This is a genomic window from Amorphus orientalis (assembly GCF_030814015.1).
Taxonomy (GTDB): Bacteria; Pseudomonadota; Alphaproteobacteria; order Rhizobiales; family Amorphaceae; genus Amorphus; species Amorphus orientalis.
Map to the genome: position 1 here is coordinate 742,902 of NZ_JAUSUL010000002.1, position 18,342 is coordinate 761,243.

An 18,342-nucleotide genomic window follows, 5' to 3' on the forward strand; every position below is an offset into this window, starting at 1 on the left:
GATCGCCCTCCGTCAGCGGGGCAGGCCGAGCATCCGCTCGGCGATGATGCTGCGCTGGATCTCCGAGGTGCCGGCGTAGAGCGTTTCCGCGCGCGCCTGCAGATAGAGATAGCGGAACCGCGCCACCCCCGGCGTGCCGGCGGCGAAGTCCTCGCCCAGCACCTCCAGGGCGAACGTGGTGATCCGCTGGTGCAGCTCGCTCCAGAACAGCTTCACGATGCTCGCCTCGGAACCGATGCCCTTGCCGGTCGCGATGCGGCTTGCCGTCTTCAGGTTGAGGAGCCGCAACATCCGGAGTTCCGCGGCGAGCGTGCCGACCGTCTGGCGGAACCAGCCGTCGCCGGCCTTCTCCGGGCGGGCCGCGAGCAGCCGCAGGAGTTCGGAGAACTCCGCCTGGAAGCGGGCCTGGCGGTAGAGCCGGGCCGTGGCGCGCTCGAAGCCGAGTACGCCGACGGCGGCATGCCAGCCCTCGTTGATCCCGCCGAGATGCATGCCGGCTGGAATGCGGACGTTGTCCAGGAAGACCTCGTTGAACTCCCGGCGGTCCGTCATCTGGCGCACCGGCCGGACCGTGATGCCGGGAGTCCGCATGTCGAGGACGAAGAGGGTCAGCCCCTTGTGTTTCGGCGCGTCGGGGTCGGTGCGGGCCAGGAGGATGCACTTGTTGGCGTGGCGCGCGAAGCTGGTCCAGAGCTTCTGGCCGTTGACCACCCAGTGGTCGCCTTCGCGCACGGCGCGGGTGCGCAGCCCGGCCAGGTCGGATCCCGCCTCGGGTTCGGAAAAGCCCTGGCACCAGATGTCGTCGAGGCGCAGCAGGCGGGGGATCAGCTCGCGCTTCTGCTCCTCCGATCCCACCGCCAGCACGATCGGGCCGACCAGTTCCTTGCCGATGGTATTGATGCCCTCCGGCGCCGAGGCGCGCCCGAATTCCTCGGCGGCGATCAGCTGCTCGACGATTCCGAGTCCTTGGCCGCCATAGGCGGTCGGCCAGTGGATGCCCTGATAACCGGCGTCGTAGAGCGTGCGCTCCCACCACGTCTGGAAGCGCGCGTTCTCGTCCTCGTCGGCGGGGCCGGTGAATCGCGGTCCGGCCCAGTCGGCCGGCAGCGTCTTCGCGATCCAGGCGCGCAGATCCCGTCGGAAGGCCTCCTGTTCGGCGGTGAAGGAAACGTCCATGGCCGTGTCCTCTCCCCGGTCGGTCCGGGTGGTGGCTCTGGTTGCTCGGCGCCGGGCCTGAGGGTCTGCGCGCTGGTGCGTGCGCGCCTAGCGCGGTTGCGCGTCGGCCTTGCCGAACGCACCGCGCGCACGCAGATCAGCCACCTCGTCGTCGGCGTAACCCGCCTCGCGCAGCACTTCTTCGGTATGGGCCCCCAACGCCGGCGGCGGAGTGCGCATTTCGCCCGGCGTGTCGGACAGGTGGAACGGCGTGGCGACGTAGCGCGCCGGACCGGCGTCCCCCTCGTACGCGAAGATGCCGCCGATCGCCTCGAGCTGGGGATCCTCGGCGGCCTCGCCGAGATCCTGGACGATCGATACGTTGACCTTCACCGCGCTGAGGCGCGCGTGGATTTCGTGCTTGGACAGCGACCGTGTCACGGCCGAGATCGCGGCGACCACTTCGTGGCGCAGACGCAATCGCTCCGAGGCCGTGCGGAATTCCGGCCGGTCGAGCGCCTCCGGGTCGAGCGCGTGAGTGAAGCGCTGCCACATCTCGTCGCTCGGGGCGATGATCACGACGTGGCCGTCGCTCGCCGGAAAGGCCTGGTTGGGCACGCTCAGATGGTTCGCCGTGCCCATCGGCCGGTGCTTGTGTCCGGTCAGCCAGTAGTCCTGGTAGAAATAGCTCATCAGGTGGGCCGAGCTCATCAGAAGCGATGTCTCGACCTTCTGGCCCAGGCCGGTGCGCTCGCGGTGATAAAGCGCCGCCATCACGCCGCTGACGATGGCGAGGCTGGCGTGCAGATCGATGATCGCCGAGCCGGCGCGCACCGGTTCGCCACCTTCCTCGCCGGTGATGCTCATCAGGCCGGAATGGGCCTGCAGCGCCAGGTCGTTGGCGCCGACGCCGGCCAGCGGGCCCTTGCCGCCATAGGCATGGAAATCGCAGTAGATCAGCCGCGGATGGGACTCGCGCAGGTCGTCGTAGCCGAGCCCCCAGCGCTCCATCGTTCCGGGCCGGAAGTTGTTCACGAGAATGTCGGCGGACGCGATCAGCCTCCGCGCAACGTCGCGTCCGGCCTCGCTTGCGAGGTCCAGCTCGATCGATCGCTTGTTGCGGTTGAAGGCGCGAAAGGACGGGCTCGGCCCGCCGAGGCGCTCCAGCTCCTGGGTGGTCACACCCAGATAGCGGCAGTCGTCGCCCTTGACAGGGTTCTCGATCTTCACGACGTCGGCGCCGAGGTCGCCGAAAAGCTGGGTGGAATCCGGCGCTGCGAAGACGCGGGAGAAGTCGAGGACTTTGATGCCTTCCAGAACCGCGGTCATGTCCTACCCGTGGGTTTGCGCGCGTTGCTGAGCCGGCTCAGGATCCGGAAACGAAGACTGTGGCTTCGCCGATGGTCAGCCGGGTGCCGGCGTCGTCCTCGCACCACACGTCGAGCGTGATCTCCGTCGGCTGTCCGGCGACCGGCGCGATATGGGCGACCCGCGCACAGGTGATGACCACCTGATCCTCGTAGATCGGCGCGACATATTTCGTGCGCAGCCGGCAGCGTTCGGCGACGCCGCGCCCGAACAGGTCGATGAGCAGTGACAGGATCCAGTTGGTCGACACCATGCCGTCGGCGATGATGCCCGGCAGCCCCTGGGAGCGGGCGTAGGCGTCGTCGTCGTGGATGGTCGGTTCCTGGGTGTGGATGCGTCCGTCGTCCGCCGCAACGGTTGGCTGGGCGTCGACATACCAGCGCATGCGCTCGCGGGTCATGGGGCGGGGCGGCAGACGGAACTCGGTGCCCACGGACGGTTCGAAACGGGTCATGGGTGCGTCCCCCTCACGCTGCTTCGCCGTCGTCGGACGGTGTGTAGGACAGGATCACCCGGTCGAAGTAGCGAACCAGAAGCTCGTCCGTTGCGGCCCGGCGCAGCTCCATCTTCAGGACCACATAGTCGCGGCCCTTCTTCTGGTAGCGCTCGGTGATGACGCCGGAGACGCGCAACTGGTCCCCCACATGGACCGGCGCGAACACTTCCGCGTCGTATTCGAAATGAATGCGGGCGGAAGGGCCGGTGCCTTTCGGGCAGGCGTGGCGGTAGAGCCGGAGCTTGTCGAGGTGTATCAGCGTCGGGGGCATGACCTGCCCCTCGCTTCCCTGGAAGCAGGGATTGTGCATCTCGACTGCGTGGCTGTATTCGCGGACGACGAAGGAGCTCAGCGTGTAGTCCACCGGACCGAGCACGTCGCCGGTGTCGAGATCGGATACGAAGCCGCCGACCGCCATGGACCGTTCTCTCCCTGGGGGCCGGTCGGTGCCTCAACCGTTTGCGCCGCGTGCCCCGCGTTGTCTCTTGGAGGTCGAGTTAGCATGCGCGGCGAGCGGTCTGAACGGCGATGAGGCAAGGGTCTTCTTTGCAGAAATTGTAAAGATGGCGGCTTTGAGCTACCAAAGCCCTCAGATCCAGGCGGTTCCGGGAGGGCGAGTTGGAGTGGATCCAGACGCTGAGATCGTTCACCACGGCCGTTCAGGAGGGCAGTCTGTCCGGAGCAGGACGCCTTCTCGGTCTGTCGCCGGCGTCCATCTCGCGGCACATCTCGTCGCTGGAGGACAGGCTCGAGACCCAGCTGCTCAAGCGGTCGAGCCGCCACCTCGCACTCACGGAAGCGGGTGAGATCTACTATGCCCGCGTCGAGCAGGTTCTGGCGCAGCTCGAAGAGGCCAATCACTCGGTCAGCCAGCTCCAGGCAAAGCCCCAGGGCGTGCTGCGGGTCCATTCCCGTATGCTCGTGGGGCAGCTCATGATCCTGCCCCACCTGCCGGAATTCCTGTCGATCTATCCCGACATCACCGTCGACCTGATGATGTCCAACTCGATCGCCCCGGTGATGGACCAGGGCACCGACGTGGACATCCGCATCGGCCGGCTGGAGGATTCCTCGCTGATCGCCCGCAAGCTGACGTCCAGCGAACGGGTCGTCTGCGCCAGCCCGGGCTATCTCGCCGAGCGCCCCGCGATCGCGGAACCGGCCGACCTCAGACACCACAACTGCCTGACCTACCGGATCAATCTCGGCACGCCCGTCTGGCGGTTCCTGGATGCGGCAGACCGGATCGAGGAGGTGCCGATCCGCGGCAATGTCCGCACCGATTTCGGCTTCGCGCTGGTGACCATGGTACGTGACGGCGTCGGCATCGGCCTTTTGCCGGACTGGTCGGTCCATGAGGACCTGAAGAGCGGACGGCTGGTCCGGCTGTTGCCGGACTACAAGGTGAGCCACATCGACTTCGACAATGGTGTTTACGCCGTGTTTCCCGCCACGCGGCAGACGTCGGTGAAGCTGCGGCTGTTCATCGATTTCATCGCCGGCGTCTTCAAGCGCGAGCTGGATCCCGCCGGCTGAGTGCACACAAGGGAAGGGCGCCTTCCCTAGACAGCCGCCTTCCGCATGAAACGGCGCATCTCGCTCACGAACCGTTCCGGCGCCTGGTAGGGCACGAAGTGGGCGGCCTCCGGCACCGGCACGATCTCGGCCTGGGGCACGAGAGCGCCGATCTCACGGGCGCCATCCGGCGGCATCAGAACGTCCTTGCCGCCCGGCATCAGGATCACGGGACAGGTCAGCTGCGGCAGGATCGGCCGGATGTCGATGTCGAGAAAGCCGAGGACGGAGAGGGCGTAGCCTTCCGCCGACTGGGCCGCATAGCGTTCGGCGAACCGCGCGTAGCGGGCGTCGCGCGGCATGTCGTGAAACGAGGTCTCCGGAGCCTTCGGCATCAGGACCGCCATACCGTGCCGACGCACCTCCTCGGTGCGGGCCCGCAGCATCTCCTTCACGTGCGGCAGGTTGCTGAGCCCCGGGTTGGTCATCACCAGGCCAGCGCAGAGCGCCGGCTCCCGTGCCGCCAGGATGGCCGCGACCATGCCGCCGATGGCGCACCCGGCGAGCGTCACGCGCGCAAGACCGAGGTCGTGGATCATCGCCGCCAGGTCGGCGGCGTGACCCTCCGCGTCGACCGGCTCTCGGGGCAGGGGCGCTTCGCCCGCACCCTGAAGATCCGGCGTGACGCAGAAGAAGTCCCGCGACAGCTCCGCCACCGCCTCGTCCCAGAAGCGATGGTCGGTTCCGAGCGCATGGACGAACACGATGGCCGGAGCCGAGCGGTCGCCGTGCGTGACGACGTGCAGACAGGCCATGGTGCCGCCTCGCCTACGGCGTTTCCGAAGGGCGCTCGAAGACGTAGCCGTTCGGACCGCTGCGCACATAGCCGCAATAGGGTGCAACGAAATGCGCCGGCAGGATCAGCGCGCCCTCGTCGGCAGCGTATTTCAGCATCTTCGCCCGGGTCTCGTTGGCCAGCTCCGGGTTCTCGCAGTACTTGCTGCTCCACTCCGGATGATAGATCTGGATCGGCTGATGCATGGCGTCCGCGATGAACAGCGCTTCCTTGCCGCCGCCGCGGACCCGGATCCCGACCATGCCCGGCGCGTGGCCGGGAAGCGGAACGAGATCGATGCCCGGCATGATGGTCTCGGTGCCTTCCACGACCCGCATCTGGCCGGCGTCGACGATGGGCTGCACGCTGTCCAGATAGGTGGTCCAGGCCTGGGGCGGCTTCTCGGCGGCGCCCCGCTTCGGGTCGCGCACCTCGAGTTCGGTCGCCGTCGCGACATATTCGGCGTTCGGGAAGGTCGGGACCCACGTGCCGTCCTGCAGGCGGGTGTTCCAGCCCACGTGATCCACGTGCAGATGGGTGAGCAGCACCATGTCGACGTCTTCGGGCTGGACTCCGGCCGCTGCAAGCCGCTCAAGGAAGCCGGTCTTGTTGTGATCGAAGCGCGGCGACAGTGGCCGGTCCTTGTCGTCACCGCCGGCCGTATCGATCACAATCGTCTTGTCCGGGGTGCGCAGGATCCAGCTGTGGATCATGGAATAGAAGCAGTTGCGCTCGGGATTGTAGAAATCCGGGATCAGCCACCCGCCGTGCTCGGCGACCGTCTCCTCTCCGAAGTGCTTCAGCAGGCTCACGTCCTCATCGAGAACGAGTTCCTCGACGCGCGATATCCCGAAGTCACCGATCTGGATCACGTGCTTCCTCCAATGTTTCGTTTCGAGGGAGTATATCGGCCATAAGACGGGGCATCATTGCAGATCCCGCAACGAAGGTTTGCAGGCAGACCGCTTATCCGCCCCCCCGGGCTTGGCTAGTGTTGCGGCAACGAAAACAAGATCAGCCATAGGGAGATGCCTTCGACGATGCGGCCATTCGAGCTGCGTTCCATTCGCCATGCGAACCGGAGCGCGGCGACGGACGGTCGGACATCAGAGGGGCTGTCGTCTGAAACGCCGCATGAGCACGAGCCTTCTGGATATCTCAGGGGTGGGCATCACGTTCGGGGGCATTCGTGCGCTCAGCGACGTCTCCCTGTCGGCCGCCGCCAACGCCGTGACCGCGGTGATCGGACCGAATGGCGCGGGGAAGACGACGCTGTTCAACGTCATCTCCGGCTTCTACCCGGCCCGGGAAGGGTCGGTGGCCTTCGACGGTCACGACCTCCTCAGGCTCTCCGCGCACAAGCGCTGCGATATCGGCATTGCCCGCACCTTTCAGAACATCGCCCTTTTTCCCGGCATGACGGTCGCGGAAAACATCAAGCTCGGCGCCCATCACCAGTTGAAGACCGGGCTTGCCGCCGCTGCAGTCTATCTGGGGCTCGCCCGGCGCGAAGAACGGGCGCTGGACCGGCGCATCGACACAGAGATCCTGCCGCTGCTCGATCTGGAAGACGTGCGCGACCGCTCGGTCTCCGGGCTCCCCTACGGCGTGCAGAAGCGGATCGAGCTCGCCCGGGCGCTGGTCAGCCAGCCGAAGCTCCTGATGCTCGACGAACCGTTCGCGGGCATGAACACCGCCGAAAAGGCGCGGATGTCCCAGTATATCAGCGAGATCGTCCGGCAGACCGACCTGACGGTGATTCTGATCGATCACGACATGGAGTCGATCATGACGATGTCGAACCATGTCGTGGTCCTGAACTTCGGCCGGGTGATTGCTGCCGGCACGCCGGCCGAGGTCCAGTCCGACCCGGCTGTCATCGAAGCCTATCTGGGCAAGGAGGAATGAGCCGGTGAGCCTGTTCCTCGAATTCAGCCTCGTCGGGCTGGCGTCCGGCGGCATTTACGTGCTGGCGGCCCTCAGCTTCGTCATCGTCTTCAAGGCGACCAACGTCTTCAACTTCGCCACCGGCGAGATGATGATGCTCGGCGCCTATCTCTTCTTCTTCTTCGACCGCCAGCTCGGAATGGGCTGGGCCGGTGGGCTGGTGCTGGCGCTGGTCGCCGCTGCGCTGGTGGCGATGCTCACCGAACGAATCGTGCTCAGACCACTGGTCGGACGCCCGCACATCGTGCTGGTCATGGTCACCTTCGGGGTGGCCAGCGTCTTCCGCGGCATCGCGGGCCTGATCTGGGGACCCAACAACCAGCAGCTCACCGAGCTTCTGCCACGCACGCCGCTGTTCCTGGGCGACGTTCTGATCCCCGGCAAACTGGCCTGGGGCTTCGTCGCGGCGGGCGTGGTGGCGGCGCTCTTCATCGCCTACTACCGCTTCTCCAGGGCCGGCACGGCCATCCGGGCAACCTCCACCGATCAGGTGACCGCCGAAAGTCTCGGCATCAACATCGGTTTCGTGTTCCTGCTGTCGTGGGGCCTTGCGGGCGTGCTCGCCGCGACCTCCGGCATCCTCGCCGGGTCGGTAAACGGCGTGACGCCGCAGCTCGGCCTCGTGGCCCTCAACGTGTTGGCCGTGGTGATGCTCGGCGGCCTCACCAGCGTCGGCGGCGTGGTCATCGGCGGCCTCGTCATCGGTTGGCTGGAGACCATCGTCGGCGCCTATCTCGGTGCCGCCTGGCAGAGCTTCATTCCCTACCTGGTCGTCCTCCTCGTCATGTTCGTTCGGCCGACAGGCCTGTTCGGCGAAAACCGGGTGCAGCGCATATGAGCGAGCAGGCCACCGCGATCGACAGAGCGCCGGCGCCAAGTGGCGCAGCGGCTGCGCGCAAGGTGGAAACCGTCAGCTGGGTGCTGCTGGCTTTGGCGATCGCCGGCCTGCCGTTCTTCGGCTCGGTCTACACGCTCTACATGGCCTGCCTGATCGGCATCAACGTGATCGCCACCGTCGGGCTCAACATCACGGTCGGCTACACGGGTCTGCTTTCGGTCGGCCATTCCGCCTTTCTCGGCGTCGGCGCCTATGTGAGCGCGCTCATGTGGCTCCATCTGGACACCCCGCTCGCCCTCAACATCGTCGGCGGCGCGGTGGCGGCGTTCCTGGTCGGGATCGTCTTCGGCCTCCCGGCACTGCGCATCAAGGGCGTCTATCTCGCCATCGCAACGCTTGCCGCTCAGTACATGCTTTACTTCGTGTTTCAGCAGTGGACGCCGGTCACCGGCGGCGACCGCGGCCTGTCGTTGCCGAAAATCGACGTTTTCGGGCTGGGGGACGACGGCTTCTACTATGTGGTCGCGGGCGTTGCCTTCGTGACCACGCTGGCGGCGCGCAACCTGTTCCGCACCCGGGTTGGTCGATCGTTCATCGCGGTGCGGGAGAAGGACTACGCCTCGGAGGTGCTCGGCATCAACGTCGTCGCCACCAAGCTCGTGGCGTTCGGCCTCGGCGCTGCCTATGCGGGCGCGGCCGGCGCGCTGCTCGCCGTCTTCCTGAGGATCGTCAATCCGGACCAGTTTACGCTCCAGGTGTCGATCTTCTTCCTGGCGGCTGTGGTCGTCGGCGGGCGTGCGTCCATCCTGGGCTCGATCCTGGGGGCGCTGTTCATGACGCTGATGCCTGAATTCCTGCGCTTCGGCCTTGAAACGGCGGCGGGGCCGGGGGCGGATCTCGCCGGCCTCCTGTCGCCGCTGCGCGAGATCATCTTCGGCGCTCTCATCATCGGCTTCCTGATCTTCGAACCTCGCGGGCTGGTGGGTCTGCTCCGTCGGGCTTTCGGTCAGGTCGAGGAGATTGACGCCAACTCTGAACACTGACGGCAACGACGAACCAAGGACACAGCGGGAGGAAACGCTCATGTTCGAGTTGAAACGGAGAAGCTTCATCGGCGGCGCGGCCGGTCTCGCATTCGCGCTGGCGGCCGGCGGTATTGCGCCGGCGTCCGCGCAGGAGGGAGAAGCACTCAAGTTCTGGGTGCCGCTGCCGCTCACCGGACCTCTCTCGGTCACCGGCCAGGCCCAGCAGGTCGGCTGGGAGCACGCGGTCGACTGGATCAACAAGGAGGGCGGCATCGAGGGCCGGCCGATCGACATCGAGTTCTACGATGACGAGTACAAGGTCGAGCTCGGCGTCGCCGGCTTCAAGAAGGCGGTCTCCGGTGGCGACGTCGTCTTCTCGGGCGGCGACGGCACCCCGTTCGTGCGTGCGATCTCGCCGGAGAACAACGAGACCTACAAGACGCTGATGTCGAACACCGGTGCTGCGTCGGATCTCGTCGACACCGACAAGTACAAATATCACTTCCTCGTCGGGCCGACTTACACGGACCAGGTCCACATGCTGTTCGACTACATCAAGGACAATCAGCAGGGCGACGCGGAGCCCAGGGTGGCACTTGTCTACTCCGCCTCGGAGTTCGGCCGCGATCCGCTGGAGAACGCCCGCGAGCTCGCTGACGAGATGGGCATCGAGATCGTCCTCGAGCAGGAAACCAAGTGGGTCGAGGTCGACGTGACCTCGCATGCCATCCGAATCCGCCAGGCCAGGCCGGACTACGTCATCTTCCACGGCTATGCCGCCAACGTCTGGCCGGAAATCGTCAAGCTGGTGCGCGACTACGGCGTCGAGACCCAGTTCATGGGGACCCTGTTCGGATCGCATCCGGACGTGGTCGGAACCATCGGCGACGCGGCGAACGATTATCTCGGCACCGTCTCGGTCAACCTGCTGGTCGGCGAGGCAGACACGCCGATGATGAAGACCATCGACGAGTATCTGAAGACGTGGACCGACAAGCCGTACACCGGCTACGCCAATATCGGCTACATGCAGAGCTGGGCCACCGCGATGGTGCTGCGCGAGGCGATCGGTGCGGCGATCCGCAATGGCGAGGAACTCAACGGCGACAACCTGATCAAGGAGATATCGGCGATCACGGACTTCGACGCCGGCGGCATTTTCGGGATGCCGATCAGCTTCGTCGACAACCGCATCCCGTACGGCGTCATCTACCGCTACAGCATCAAGGACGGCGAGCTGACCGTCTCGGAGGCTGCGCCCTGGATGAAGGTCGACTGAGATGGCCGCAGCCCTGGAGCTCGCTGACCTGAGCGTCGTTTACGGCGGATCCAACGAAGCGTTGGACGGCGTCAGCCTCAGCGTGCCCCAGGGCGGCTTCGTCGCCCTGCTCGGCACCAACGGTGCCGGCAAGTCGACGACGCTGAAGGCGATTTCCGGGCTGCTCCGCTTCGAGAACGGTTCGGTGAGGCGGGGCAGCATCCGCTACATGGGGCAGGACATCGGCGCGATGCCCTCCTACCGCCGGGCCCGCCTCGGCATCCTGCACGTGCGCGAGGGACGGTGCGTGTTTCCCACCATGACGGTGGAGGAGAATCTCGAGGCGGCGCTGTTTGCCCGTGGCCGGCGCGGTCCGGCGGTGGCCCGGCGCACATACGACGAGATCTTCCACTATTTCCCGCCCCTGAGGGAGCGCCGGCAGTCCTCCGCGGGCTATCTCTCCGGAGGGGAGCAGCAGATGCTGGCGATCGGCCGCGCGCTCTTCGCCCAGCCGGAACTCCTCATGGTCGACGAGGCCTCGCTCGGCCTTGCGCCCAAGATCGCGGCCGAGATCTTCACCATCCTGCGGCAGATCAACGAGGAGCGGGGCCTGTCGATCCTTGTGGTCGAGCAGAACGTCGCGCTGGCGCTGCGCCGGGCCGACTACGGCTATGTCCTGGAGGCGGGACGGATCGTCGAGGAGGGCAGTGCCGAGAGCCTCACCAACCGGGAAAGCCTGTCGAAACGCTATCTCGGTGGTGGGGAGAGTGCTCACTGAGCACCGAGACGCCGGCCGAGCGGCGCGACACGGAAGGATACGAGACATGGACCTGGAGACCTGCCGTCTGGAGGTATCCGACGGCATAGCGACCGTCACGCTTGCCCGGCCGCCGGTGAACGCGCAGAACCGGCAGATGCGCGACGAGATCATCCGCGTGTTCGATGCTCTCAGCGATCGGGACGATGTCCGCGTCGTCATCCTGACGGCGGAAGGCAAGGTCTTTTCCGCCGGCGCCGACATCAAGGAGCGCCGAACCCTGGTTCAGGGCCCCGGCGACTACATCAGCCACAACCGGGTGACGCGGGAATTTTTCTATGCCGTCGCCGACTGCACGAAGCCTGTCATCGCCGCCGTGCACGGAGCGGCGATCGGCGCCGGATGCGCGCTGATGCTCTATTGCGACATTATGATCTGCAGCGACGATGCTTTCATCCGGATGCCGGAGATCGATGTGGGCCTGGCCGGCGGCGGGCGCCTGATCATGGACCATTTCGGCCGCTCCAACGCCCGTTACATCTATTTCACCGGCCGCGACGTGCCGGCCACCGAGTTGCACCGGCTCGGCATCGTCACCGCCTGCGTCCCGCGCGCGCAACTGATGGGCGAGGCCATGCAGATCGCCCGCGAGATCGCGGCCAAGAACCCCCAGGCGGTCCGCTGGATCAAGCGGTCGCTGGAGGTCGTGTCGAACCTGCCGGCCCGCGAGGCCTATCGCTACGAGCAGACCATCACCCACGACCTGTCCACCACGCGCGAGGCCCAGGACGCCCAGACGGCCTTCGTGGAGAGCCGGAACCGGTAGAGCATTTCCCGTTCGGATTGGAGCAATCTGACCGGCAAAGGAATCATTCAAGCCTTTGATCCTGGACCCATTTCCAATCGATCAGGTGTTTCCACCGGATCGGAAAAAGGCTTTAAGGCTCTCCTGTGTTGCCGGGCAAAGCGGAAAACGGTTCGCTGTTCGGATCCGGATCCAAGATGATCAGGCCATTGAAGCCGGAGGAAAGCCGATGACCGCGCACCGCTGCGCCGTCCTGGACGACTATCAGAATGTTGCGGCCGACATGGCGGACTGGTCGTCGCTGTTGCCTGAGGTGGCCGTCGATTTCATCGACCGGCCGCTGACCGCCGGCGAGCGCGCGGAAGCGCTGGCTCCCTATTCGATCGTCGTCGCCATGCGCGAGCGAACCCCGTTCGATGCTGAGCTGCTCTCCCGGCTGCCCAATCTGAAGCTGCTGGTGACAACCGGTATGGGCAACGCGGCCATCGACATGGATGCCGCCCGGCGGCACGGCATCGTCGTGTCGGGAACCCGCGGCTCCGTCGGCCCCGCCGCCGAGCTCGCCTGGGGACTGCTGCTGGCCGTGATGCGCCACATTCCCGACGAGCAGGTGAATTTCAGTGCTGGCGGAGACCGGTGGCAGCTCACCCTCGGCCGCGACCTCAAGGGCAAGACGCTGGGCGTCGTCGGGCTCGGCAAGCTCGGCAGCTTGGTCGCCGGCTATGGCCGCGCCTTCAACATGCGCGTGCTCGGCTGGTCGCGCAGCAACACCCCGGAGCGCTCCGCCGAGCTCGGCGTGGAGTACCGGGCGACGCTTGCCGAGATGCTGCCCGACTGCGACGTGGTCAGCCTGCATCTGACGCTGACGCCCGAGACACGCGGCATAATCGGGGCTCAGGAACTGTCCGCGATGAAGCGCGACGCAGTGATCATCAATACCTCGCGCGGGCCGCTGATCGACGAGGCTGCGCTGATCGCGGCGCTGAAAGACGGCCGGATCGGCGGGGCCGGCCTCGATGTTTTCGACGCCGAACCGCTGCCCGCGGACCATCCGTTCCGCACGCTCCCGACCGTCGTCTGTACCCCGCATCTCGGCTACGTCACCCGCGAAACCTACGCGATCTATTACCGGGATGCCGTCGACGACATCTGTGCGTTCCTGGCCGGTGAGCCGAAGAGAATTCTCAACGCCTCAAATCCCTAGAACCGGGTATGCCCCGGGTCGCTTCAGATTCGTTATAAATCCCAATGGGATACAGGAACACGGTCTCGCGGGGCGGTCTGAGCCGAAAGCTTTCGGCTTGTCGGCAGATCGCCGGGCGAGGTCCGCGCGGTTGACCGCAAACGCGGCTGAGGCCAAAAGCGGACTGTTCGCGCCTTCGGCAACTCCTCAGCTGACCGCGCGCAAGCCCGGCGAAAGCGGACACCGGTTTTGTCGCGGCATTTCTTTCCTATCTTTCGGCACATGGCCGAACCAACCGCTTACCTGCACTCGTGGGCAGAGAGTGAGCAAGGAGATGACGATGGTGAACCTGACCTTCCCCGATGGCTCCGTGCGCGAATTCGACACCGGCGTGACCGGCGCCGACATCGCCGCATCCATTTCCAAGTCGCTGGCCAAGAAGGCCGTTGCCGTCTCGCTCGACGGTGCGCTCGCGGATCTCGCCGAGCCGATCACCGGCGACGCCGCGATCGAAATCGTGACCCGGGAGGACGACCGGTCGCTCGAGCTGATCCGGCACGACGCCGCCCACGTCATGGCGGAGGCGGTGCAGTCGCTCTATCCCGGCACCCAGGTGACCATCGGACCGGTCATCGAGAACGGATTCTATTACGACTTCGCCCGCAACGAGCCGTTCACACCCGAGGAACTCCCGGCGATCGAGGCGAAGATGCGCGAGATCATCGCGCGCGACGCCGCCTTCACCAAGGAGGTCTGGTCCCGCGAGAAGGCGAAGGACGTCTTCCGCGACATGGGCGAGGCCTACAAGGTCGAGCTGGTGGACGCGATCCCGGAGAACGAGGACGTCAAGATCTACCGGCAGGGCGAGTGGTTCGATCTGTGCCGCGGTCCGCACATGCCCTCCACCGGCAAGGTCGGTGAAGCGTTCAAGCTGATGAAGGTGGCCGGCGCCTACTGGCGCGGCGACGCCAACAATCCGATGCTGACCCGCATCTACGGGACGGCCTGGCGCACCAAGGGCGAACTCGACGCCTATCTCCACATGCTGGAAGAGGCGGAGAAGCGCGACCATCGCCGGCTCGGCCGCGAGATGAACCTGTTCCACTTCCAGGAGGAAGGGCCGGGCGTCGTGTTCTGGCACGCCAATGGCTGGCGCATGTTCCAGTCGCTGGTGTCCTATATGCGCCGGCGTCTCGACGGCACCTACGACGAGGTCAACGCGCCCCAGATCCTCGACAAGGGGCTCTGGGAGACCTCCGGCCACTGGGACTGGTACCAGGAGAACATGTTCGCGGTTAAGTCGGCCTACGGCTTCACCCATCCGGACGACGACGAGGCCGACCACCGGGTGTTCGCGATCAAGCCGATGAACTGCCCGGGCCATGTGCAGATCTTCAAGCACGGCTTGAAGAGCTACCGCGATCTTCCCATCAGATATGCCGAATTCGGCACCGTGCATCGCTACGAGCCGTCCGGCGCCCTGCACGGTCTGATGCGGGTGCGCGGCTTCACCCAGGACGATGCCCACGTCTTCTGCACCGAGGATCAGCTTGCCGCCGAGTGCCTGCGCATCAACGACCTGATCCTGTCAACCTACGCCGATTTCGGCTTCGACGAGATCACCGTGAAGCTGTCCACCCGGCCGGAAAAGCGCGTCGGCTCGGACGAGAGCTGGGATCATGCCGAAGCGATCATGGCCGATGTGCTGAAGCAGATCGAGGCGGCGTCGCACGGCAAGATCAAGACCTCGATCAATCCGGGCGAGGGCGCCTTCTACGGGCCCAAATTCGAGTACGTGCTGCGCGATGCCATCGGCCGCGACTGGCAGTGCGGGACCACCCAGGTCGACTTCAACCTGCCGGAACGGTTCGGCGCGTTCTATATCGACTCCGATTCGGAGAAGAAGCAGCCGGTCATGGTCCACCGCGCCATCTGCGGGTCGATGGAGCGCTTCCTCGGCATCCTGATCGAGAACTATGCCGGGCACCTGCCGCTCTGGCTGGCCCCGCTGCAGGTCGTGGTCGCGACGATCACCTCCGACGCCGACGCCTATGCCAGCGAAGTCGTGGAGAAGCTGAAGGCGGCGGGCCTCCAGGCCCATGCCGATCTGCGCAACGAGAAGATCAACTACAAGATCCGCGAACACAGCCACGCCAAAGTGCCGGTCATCCTGGTCGCGGGGCAGCGCGAGGCGGAGGCGGGCACCGTCAATGTCCGCCGGCTCGGGTCGCGCGATCAGGTCTCCATGGACCTGAACGAGGCGATCGCGGCGTTCGCGGACGAGGCGACGCCGCCGGATCTCAAGCGCCGTCAGGCGAAGGCCGCCGCCGCCTGATCGGCGACTGACGACGCCAACGAACACAGAAAAAGCCGCGTCCGATCGGGCGCGGCTTTTTTGACCCCAGCAGGGTAGAAACCGGTTCCAGCTGCGGCCCGGCGCGCCGTTGCCGGGCTCAGCCTTCGGTTCGGGCCAGGACCTCGACCTCGCGGTCGGCGCCGGGATCGACGGTAAAGTTGCGGCTGTAAATCTGGTCCCGGTTCTTCGCGACAACGGAATAGTCACCGGCGGCCAGAACGAAGCTCGGGAATGCGCCGACGCTTTCCACCACGATGTCGCCGCCGGGCGTGTAGACGGTCCAGGCGGTATCGGCCAGCGCTTCGCCGCCTTCCTCACCCACCAGCTTTAGGGTGACGCTTGCCGCGCGGTGCTGCATCGTCGCTTCGATGACCTTGCCCGGCTTCACCTCGAGGTCGGCCCGGCGCATGGCGTTGACGCCGCCATAGTGGCTGACGACGTGATAGGTGCCGACCGGCAGCGGCACGATTTCGTCGGCAGAGGCCTCCGCGACGAGCCGCCGACCGTCCGGGAAGGCTTCGTCCGGCTCGTAGATCGAGAAGGAGAGGGGTTCCTTCGGCGGCTGATTGTCGTCGCCGATGACAGCCGACAGCTTCAGGCCACCGGCGTTGAGGACGAACGTCTCGGTCTGGACGTCGCGGAAGAGATCGATCCGCTTGGCGGCGGTCGCCCGTCCGAACGAGGCATGGACCAGATAGCGGCCCGGCTGCAGGCGGAATTCGGCATCGCCGCCCTCCCGCTCGGTGATCAGGGGCAAGCGGCCGTCGGCGTCGGGGATCACGCCGAACAGGCGCCAGTGAACGCCGTTGTCGAGCGGGCGTCCTTCATTGGTCAGCTTGGCGATCAGGTAGAGTGCGATCTCCTTCTCCGACGGGGTCCCGGTCTCGATGTCGGCCGGCGGCGCATACTGCGACAGCGCGGCGCTGAACTCGGGGCTGTTGAGAATCGGAAAGTTGGAGACGGTGGAGAAATCCGGAATAGCCCGCTCGGGTGCATTGGGGTCGGGTTTTGCCTTCGGAACCGGTACGTCGGCGGCAATCGCGAGCGGGCACAGCGCAACAAGCAGCGCCGCCACTCCAGCGAGCCTTCCGATCGCCTTTGGCTTCATCGGCCCTGATCCTTTCCCTGTTCCACGTCGCTACGTTGCATGGCGGGGCTCTCGGACGGCCCCGGAAACTGTATTCGCCACAAAACTGAATACGATGTCGATATCATGGCCACAAGCCCCGGGTGCTTGCGGAACCCGTGTTTCCGGTCGCATAAGGGGCCGGATTTCCGCAGATAAGCCGGGGTTTTAGTCGTTCAAATGACGGATCTGCTCACACACCTGCGCACACGCCGTTCGGTTCCCGCCGCCAATCTCGGCGCGCCGGGGCCCGATTCCGAAACGCTGACCGACATGCTGACCATCGCGGCGCGTGTTCCCGACCACGGCAAGCTCGCGCCCTGGCGGTTCATTCTGTTCGAGGGAGATGCGCGGCTTGCGTTCGGGGCAGCGCTCGCCGATCTGGTGAAGCGGCGCGACCGGGAGGCGAGCGAGGAGTTTCTGCAGCGCGAGCGGGACAGGTTCGCATCCGCGCCGCTGGTCGTCGGTGTGGTCAGCTGCGCCGGCCCGCACCCGAAGATCCCGGAGTGGGAACAGATCCTGTCCGCCGGGGCCGTCTGCCTCAATCTGGTTCATGCCGCCTATGGCCACGGCTTTGCCGCCCAGTGGCTGACGGAGTGGTACGCCTACGATCCCGAGGTGCTGGCGATGCTCGGCCTCGAGCCCCACGAGCAGATGGCCGGTTTCGTGCAGATCGGGACGGCGGATAGCGTTCCGACGGACCGCGCCCGCCCGACGCTGGCCGGTCTGATCACGAACTGGGATCCGGCCGCCCGCGCCGGAGAGTGAGACAGCGCGGACGGCGCGGTCAGACAGACAGCCCGGCGGCGCGGGCGCGCTCCAGTAGACGCTCGGCCCGCCGCAGATGCGGGCGGTCGACCATCTCGCCGTCGAGGCCGACCACGCCGGCGCCTGGTTTGGCCGCGAAGGCGTCCACGATCCGCCGGGCCGATGCAATGGCGTCGGCGCCGGGCGTGAACGCCGCGTTGATGACAGGAACCTGAGCGGGGTGAATCGCCATCTTGGCGGTGAAACCGTCGCGAGCCGCCATCTCCGATTCGCGCTTCAGCCCGTCGATGTCGCGAAAATTGGTATGGACGGTGTCGATCGGCGCGACGCCCGCATGGACCGCGCCGGCCAGGCACAGGCTGCGCGCCATCCGGAACGGATCGGTCAGGTTGCCGTCCGGGTCGCGCATCGATGCGGCGCCGAGCTCGGCGGAAAGATCCTCGCCACCCCAGGCAAGCCCTGCGAGCCGGGAACTGCTGTCGCGGTAGGAACCCAGCTGGAACAGAGCGCCGGCGGTCTCCGTGGCGACCACAAGGATCCGGGTCGACCCATCTGGAAGCCCCACCTCCGCCTCCCGGACGGCCAGTTTGGCATCCAGGCGCGTCACATCCGGGCCGCCGGCCGCCTTGGGCAGCATCACGCCTTCCGGCCGGGCAGGCATGACGGCTTCGAGGTCGGCATCGACAAGCTCGGTCTCGAAGGCATTGATGCGCACGAACAGACGCGGCCTGTCCGGCGCGTCGATGGTGTCGGCAAGAAACGCGGCGGTTATCCGTCGGGCCTCGGCCTTGGAGTCGGCGGAGACGGAATCCTCGAGATCGATGAGGAGGACGTCCGCGCCGGAGCCGAGGCCCTTGTCGAGCTTTCGGCGGCTGTCGCCGGGAACGAAGAGCAGGGAGCGCATGGCGGG

The 18,342-nt window shown here is 66.1% G+C and carries 18 protein-coding genes; 10 read left to right on the forward strand and 8 right to left on the reverse strand.

Annotated elements, in window-relative coordinates; all coding sequences use genetic code 11:
- Positions 1-12 precede the first annotated feature (12 nt).
- The 4 genes from J2S73_RS11225 to J2S73_RS11240 form a co-directional block, all read right to left on the reverse strand.
- Positions 13-1,176, reverse strand: a complete 1,164-nt coding sequence (locus tag J2S73_RS11225) for an acyl-CoA dehydrogenase family protein (RefSeq protein ID WP_306885623.1) — start codon at positions 1,174-1,176, stop codon at positions 13-15.
- A gap of 87 nt (positions 1,177-1,263) precedes the next feature.
- Positions 1,264-2,484, reverse strand: a complete 1,221-nt coding sequence (locus J2S73_RS11230; protein WP_306885624.1) for a CaiB/BaiF CoA transferase family protein — start codon at positions 2,482-2,484, stop codon at positions 1,264-1,266.
- Between the two features lie 37 nt (positions 2,485-2,521).
- Positions 2,522-2,977 carry a MaoC family dehydratase gene (locus tag J2S73_RS11235; protein WP_306885625.1) on the reverse strand — a complete coding sequence of 152 codons (456 nt, stop codon included), beginning with the start codon at positions 2,975-2,977 and terminating at the stop codon, positions 2,522-2,524.
- 13 nt (positions 2,978-2,990) lie between these two features.
- Positions 2,991-3,437: a hotdog family protein gene (locus tag J2S73_RS11240; protein WP_306885626.1), complete on the reverse strand. Its 447-nt coding sequence runs from the start codon at positions 3,435-3,437 to the stop codon at positions 2,991-2,993.
- A 200-nt stretch (positions 3,438-3,637) separates the two neighbouring features.
- Here J2S73_RS11240 and J2S73_RS11245 point away from each other — a divergent pair, with 200 nt between their 5' ends.
- Entirely contained in the window at positions 3,638-4,555 is a 918-nt protein-coding gene (locus tag J2S73_RS11245; protein ID WP_306885627.1) for a LysR family transcriptional regulator, read from the forward strand.
- Between the two features lie 26 nt (positions 4,556-4,581).
- Here J2S73_RS11245 and J2S73_RS11250 read toward each other — a convergent pair whose 3' ends face one another.
- Both J2S73_RS11250 and J2S73_RS11255 read right to left on the reverse strand, forming a co-directional pair.
- On the reverse strand, positions 4,582-5,349 hold the full coding sequence (locus J2S73_RS11250; protein ID WP_306885628.1) for an alpha/beta fold hydrolase: 768 nt from the start codon (positions 5,347-5,349) through the stop codon (positions 4,582-4,584).
- Positions 5,350-5,362: 13 nt separating this feature from the next.
- Positions 5,363-6,241, reverse strand: a complete 879-nt coding sequence (locus tag J2S73_RS11255; protein WP_306885629.1) for an MBL fold metallo-hydrolase — start codon at positions 6,239-6,241, stop codon at positions 5,363-5,365.
- Positions 6,242-6,503: 262 nt separating this feature from the next.
- Between J2S73_RS11255 and J2S73_RS11260 the strand changes: the two genes are divergently transcribed.
- The 8 genes from J2S73_RS11260 (at position 6,504) to thrS (ending at position 15,517) form a co-directional block, all read left to right on the forward strand.
- Positions 6,504-7,277 carry an ABC transporter ATP-binding protein gene (locus J2S73_RS11260; RefSeq protein ID WP_306885630.1) on the forward strand — a complete coding sequence of 258 codons (774 nt, stop codon included), beginning with the start codon at positions 6,504-6,506 and terminating at the stop codon, positions 7,275-7,277.
- Positions 7,278-7,281: 4 nt separating this feature from the next.
- The gene (locus J2S73_RS11265; RefSeq protein WP_306885631.1) at positions 7,282-8,154 is read left to right on the forward strand and encodes a branched-chain amino acid ABC transporter permease; all 873 of its coding nucleotides are present in this window, start codon (positions 7,282-7,284) and stop codon (positions 8,152-8,154) included.
- Positions 8,151-9,197 (forward strand): branched-chain amino acid ABC transporter permease, encoded by a 1,047-nt coding sequence (locus J2S73_RS11270; RefSeq protein ID WP_306885632.1) that lies wholly within the window; start codon positions 8,151-8,153, stop codon positions 9,195-9,197. Before J2S73_RS11265 ends, J2S73_RS11270 begins: the two co-directional genes overlap by 4 nt.
- 40 nt (positions 9,198-9,237) lie before the next feature.
- The gene (locus J2S73_RS11275; protein WP_306885633.1) at positions 9,238-10,458 is read left to right on the forward strand and encodes an ABC transporter substrate-binding protein; all 1,221 of its coding nucleotides are present in this window, start codon (positions 9,238-9,240) and stop codon (positions 10,456-10,458) included.
- A gap of 1 nt (position 10,459) precedes the next feature.
- Positions 10,460-11,215 carry an ABC transporter ATP-binding protein gene (locus J2S73_RS11280; protein WP_306885634.1) on the forward strand — a complete coding sequence of 252 codons (756 nt, stop codon included), beginning with the start codon at positions 10,460-10,462 and terminating at the stop codon, positions 11,213-11,215.
- 46 nt (positions 11,216-11,261) lie between these two features.
- The gene (locus J2S73_RS11285) at positions 11,262-12,020 is read left to right on the forward strand and encodes an enoyl-CoA hydratase/isomerase family protein (protein WP_306885635.1); all 759 of its coding nucleotides are present in this window, start codon (positions 11,262-11,264) and stop codon (positions 12,018-12,020) included.
- A gap of 208 nt (positions 12,021-12,228) precedes the next feature.
- Positions 12,229-13,203, forward strand: coding sequence for a D-2-hydroxyacid dehydrogenase family protein (locus J2S73_RS11290; protein ID WP_306885636.1), 975 nt, complete (start codon positions 12,229-12,231; stop codon positions 13,201-13,203).
- 319 nt (positions 13,204-13,522) lie between these two features.
- Positions 13,523-15,517, forward strand: a complete 1,995-nt coding sequence (gene thrS, locus J2S73_RS11295) for a threonine--tRNA ligase (protein WP_306885637.1) — start codon at positions 13,523-13,525, stop codon at positions 15,515-15,517.
- 118 nt (positions 15,518-15,635) lie between these two features.
- On the opposite strand, the gene J2S73_RS11300 is transcribed toward thrS, so the two are convergent.
- Positions 15,636-16,646: an RgsD C-terminal domain-containing protein gene (locus J2S73_RS11300; RefSeq protein ID WP_306885638.1), complete on the reverse strand. Its 1,011-nt coding sequence runs from the start codon at positions 16,644-16,646 to the stop codon at positions 15,636-15,638.
- A 198-nt stretch (positions 16,647-16,844) separates the two neighbouring features.
- Between J2S73_RS11300 and J2S73_RS11305 the strand changes: the two genes are divergently transcribed.
- The gene (locus J2S73_RS11305) at positions 16,845-17,432 is read left to right on the forward strand and encodes a nitroreductase family protein (RefSeq protein ID WP_306885639.1); all 588 of its coding nucleotides are present in this window, start codon (positions 16,845-16,847) and stop codon (positions 17,430-17,432) included.
- Positions 17,433-17,451: 19 nt separating this feature from the next.
- Here the strand turns inward: J2S73_RS11305 and J2S73_RS11310 are convergent, their stop codons facing one another.
- Positions 17,452-18,336 (reverse strand): HpcH/HpaI aldolase/citrate lyase family protein, encoded by an 885-nt coding sequence (locus tag J2S73_RS11310; RefSeq protein ID WP_306885640.1) that lies wholly within the window; start codon positions 18,334-18,336, stop codon positions 17,452-17,454.
- Between the last annotated feature and the right edge of the window lie 6 nt (positions 18,337-18,342).

Excerpts from the sequence above, each read along its gene's own strand:
- J2S73_RS11225 (WP_306885623.1), bottom strand. The coding sequence starts at position 1,176 with ATGGACGTTTCCTTCACCGCCGAACAGGAGGCCTTCCGACGGGATCTG.
- J2S73_RS11230 (WP_306885624.1), bottom strand. The coding sequence starts at position 2,484 with ATGACCGCGGTTCTGGAAGGCATCAAAGTCCTCGACTTCTCCCGCGTC.
- J2S73_RS11235 (WP_306885625.1), bottom strand. The coding sequence starts at position 2,977 with ATGACCCGTTTCGAACCGTCCGTGGGCACCGAGTTCCGTCTGCCGCCC.
- J2S73_RS11240 (WP_306885626.1), bottom strand. The coding sequence starts at position 3,437 with ATGGCGGTCGGCGGCTTCGTATCCGATCTCGACACCGGCGACGTGCTC.
- J2S73_RS11250 (WP_306885628.1), bottom strand. The coding sequence starts at position 5,349 with ATGGCCTGTCTGCACGTCGTCACGCACGGCGACCGCTCGGCTCCGGCC.
- J2S73_RS11260 (WP_306885630.1), top strand. The coding sequence starts at position 6,504 with ATGAGCACGAGCCTTCTGGATATCTCAGGGGTGGGCATCACGTTCGGG.
- J2S73_RS11270 (WP_306885632.1), top strand. The coding sequence starts at position 8,151 with ATGAGCGAGCAGGCCACCGCGATCGACAGAGCGCCGGCGCCAAGTGGC.
- J2S73_RS11275 (WP_306885633.1), top strand. The coding sequence starts at position 9,238 with ATGTTCGAGTTGAAACGGAGAAGCTTCATCGGCGGCGCGGCCGGTCTC.
- J2S73_RS11280 (WP_306885634.1), top strand. The coding sequence starts at position 10,460 with ATGGCCGCAGCCCTGGAGCTCGCTGACCTGAGCGTCGTTTACGGCGGA.
- J2S73_RS11285 (WP_306885635.1), top strand. The coding sequence starts at position 11,262 with ATGGACCTGGAGACCTGCCGTCTGGAGGTATCCGACGGCATAGCGACC.
- J2S73_RS11290 (WP_306885636.1), top strand. The coding sequence starts at position 12,229 with ATGACCGCGCACCGCTGCGCCGTCCTGGACGACTATCAGAATGTTGCG.
- thrS (WP_306885637.1), top strand. The coding sequence starts at position 13,523 with ATGGTGAACCTGACCTTCCCCGATGGCTCCGTGCGCGAATTCGACACC.
- J2S73_RS11300 (WP_306885638.1), bottom strand. The coding sequence starts at position 16,646 with ATGAAGCCAAAGGCGATCGGAAGGCTCGCTGGAGTGGCGGCGCTGCTT.
- J2S73_RS11305 (WP_306885639.1), top strand. The coding sequence starts at position 16,845 with ATGACGGATCTGCTCACACACCTGCGCACACGCCGTTCGGTTCCCGCC.
- J2S73_RS11310 (WP_306885640.1), bottom strand. The coding sequence starts at position 18,336 with ATGCGCTCCCTGCTCTTCGTTCCCGGCGACAGCCGCCGAAAGCTCGAC.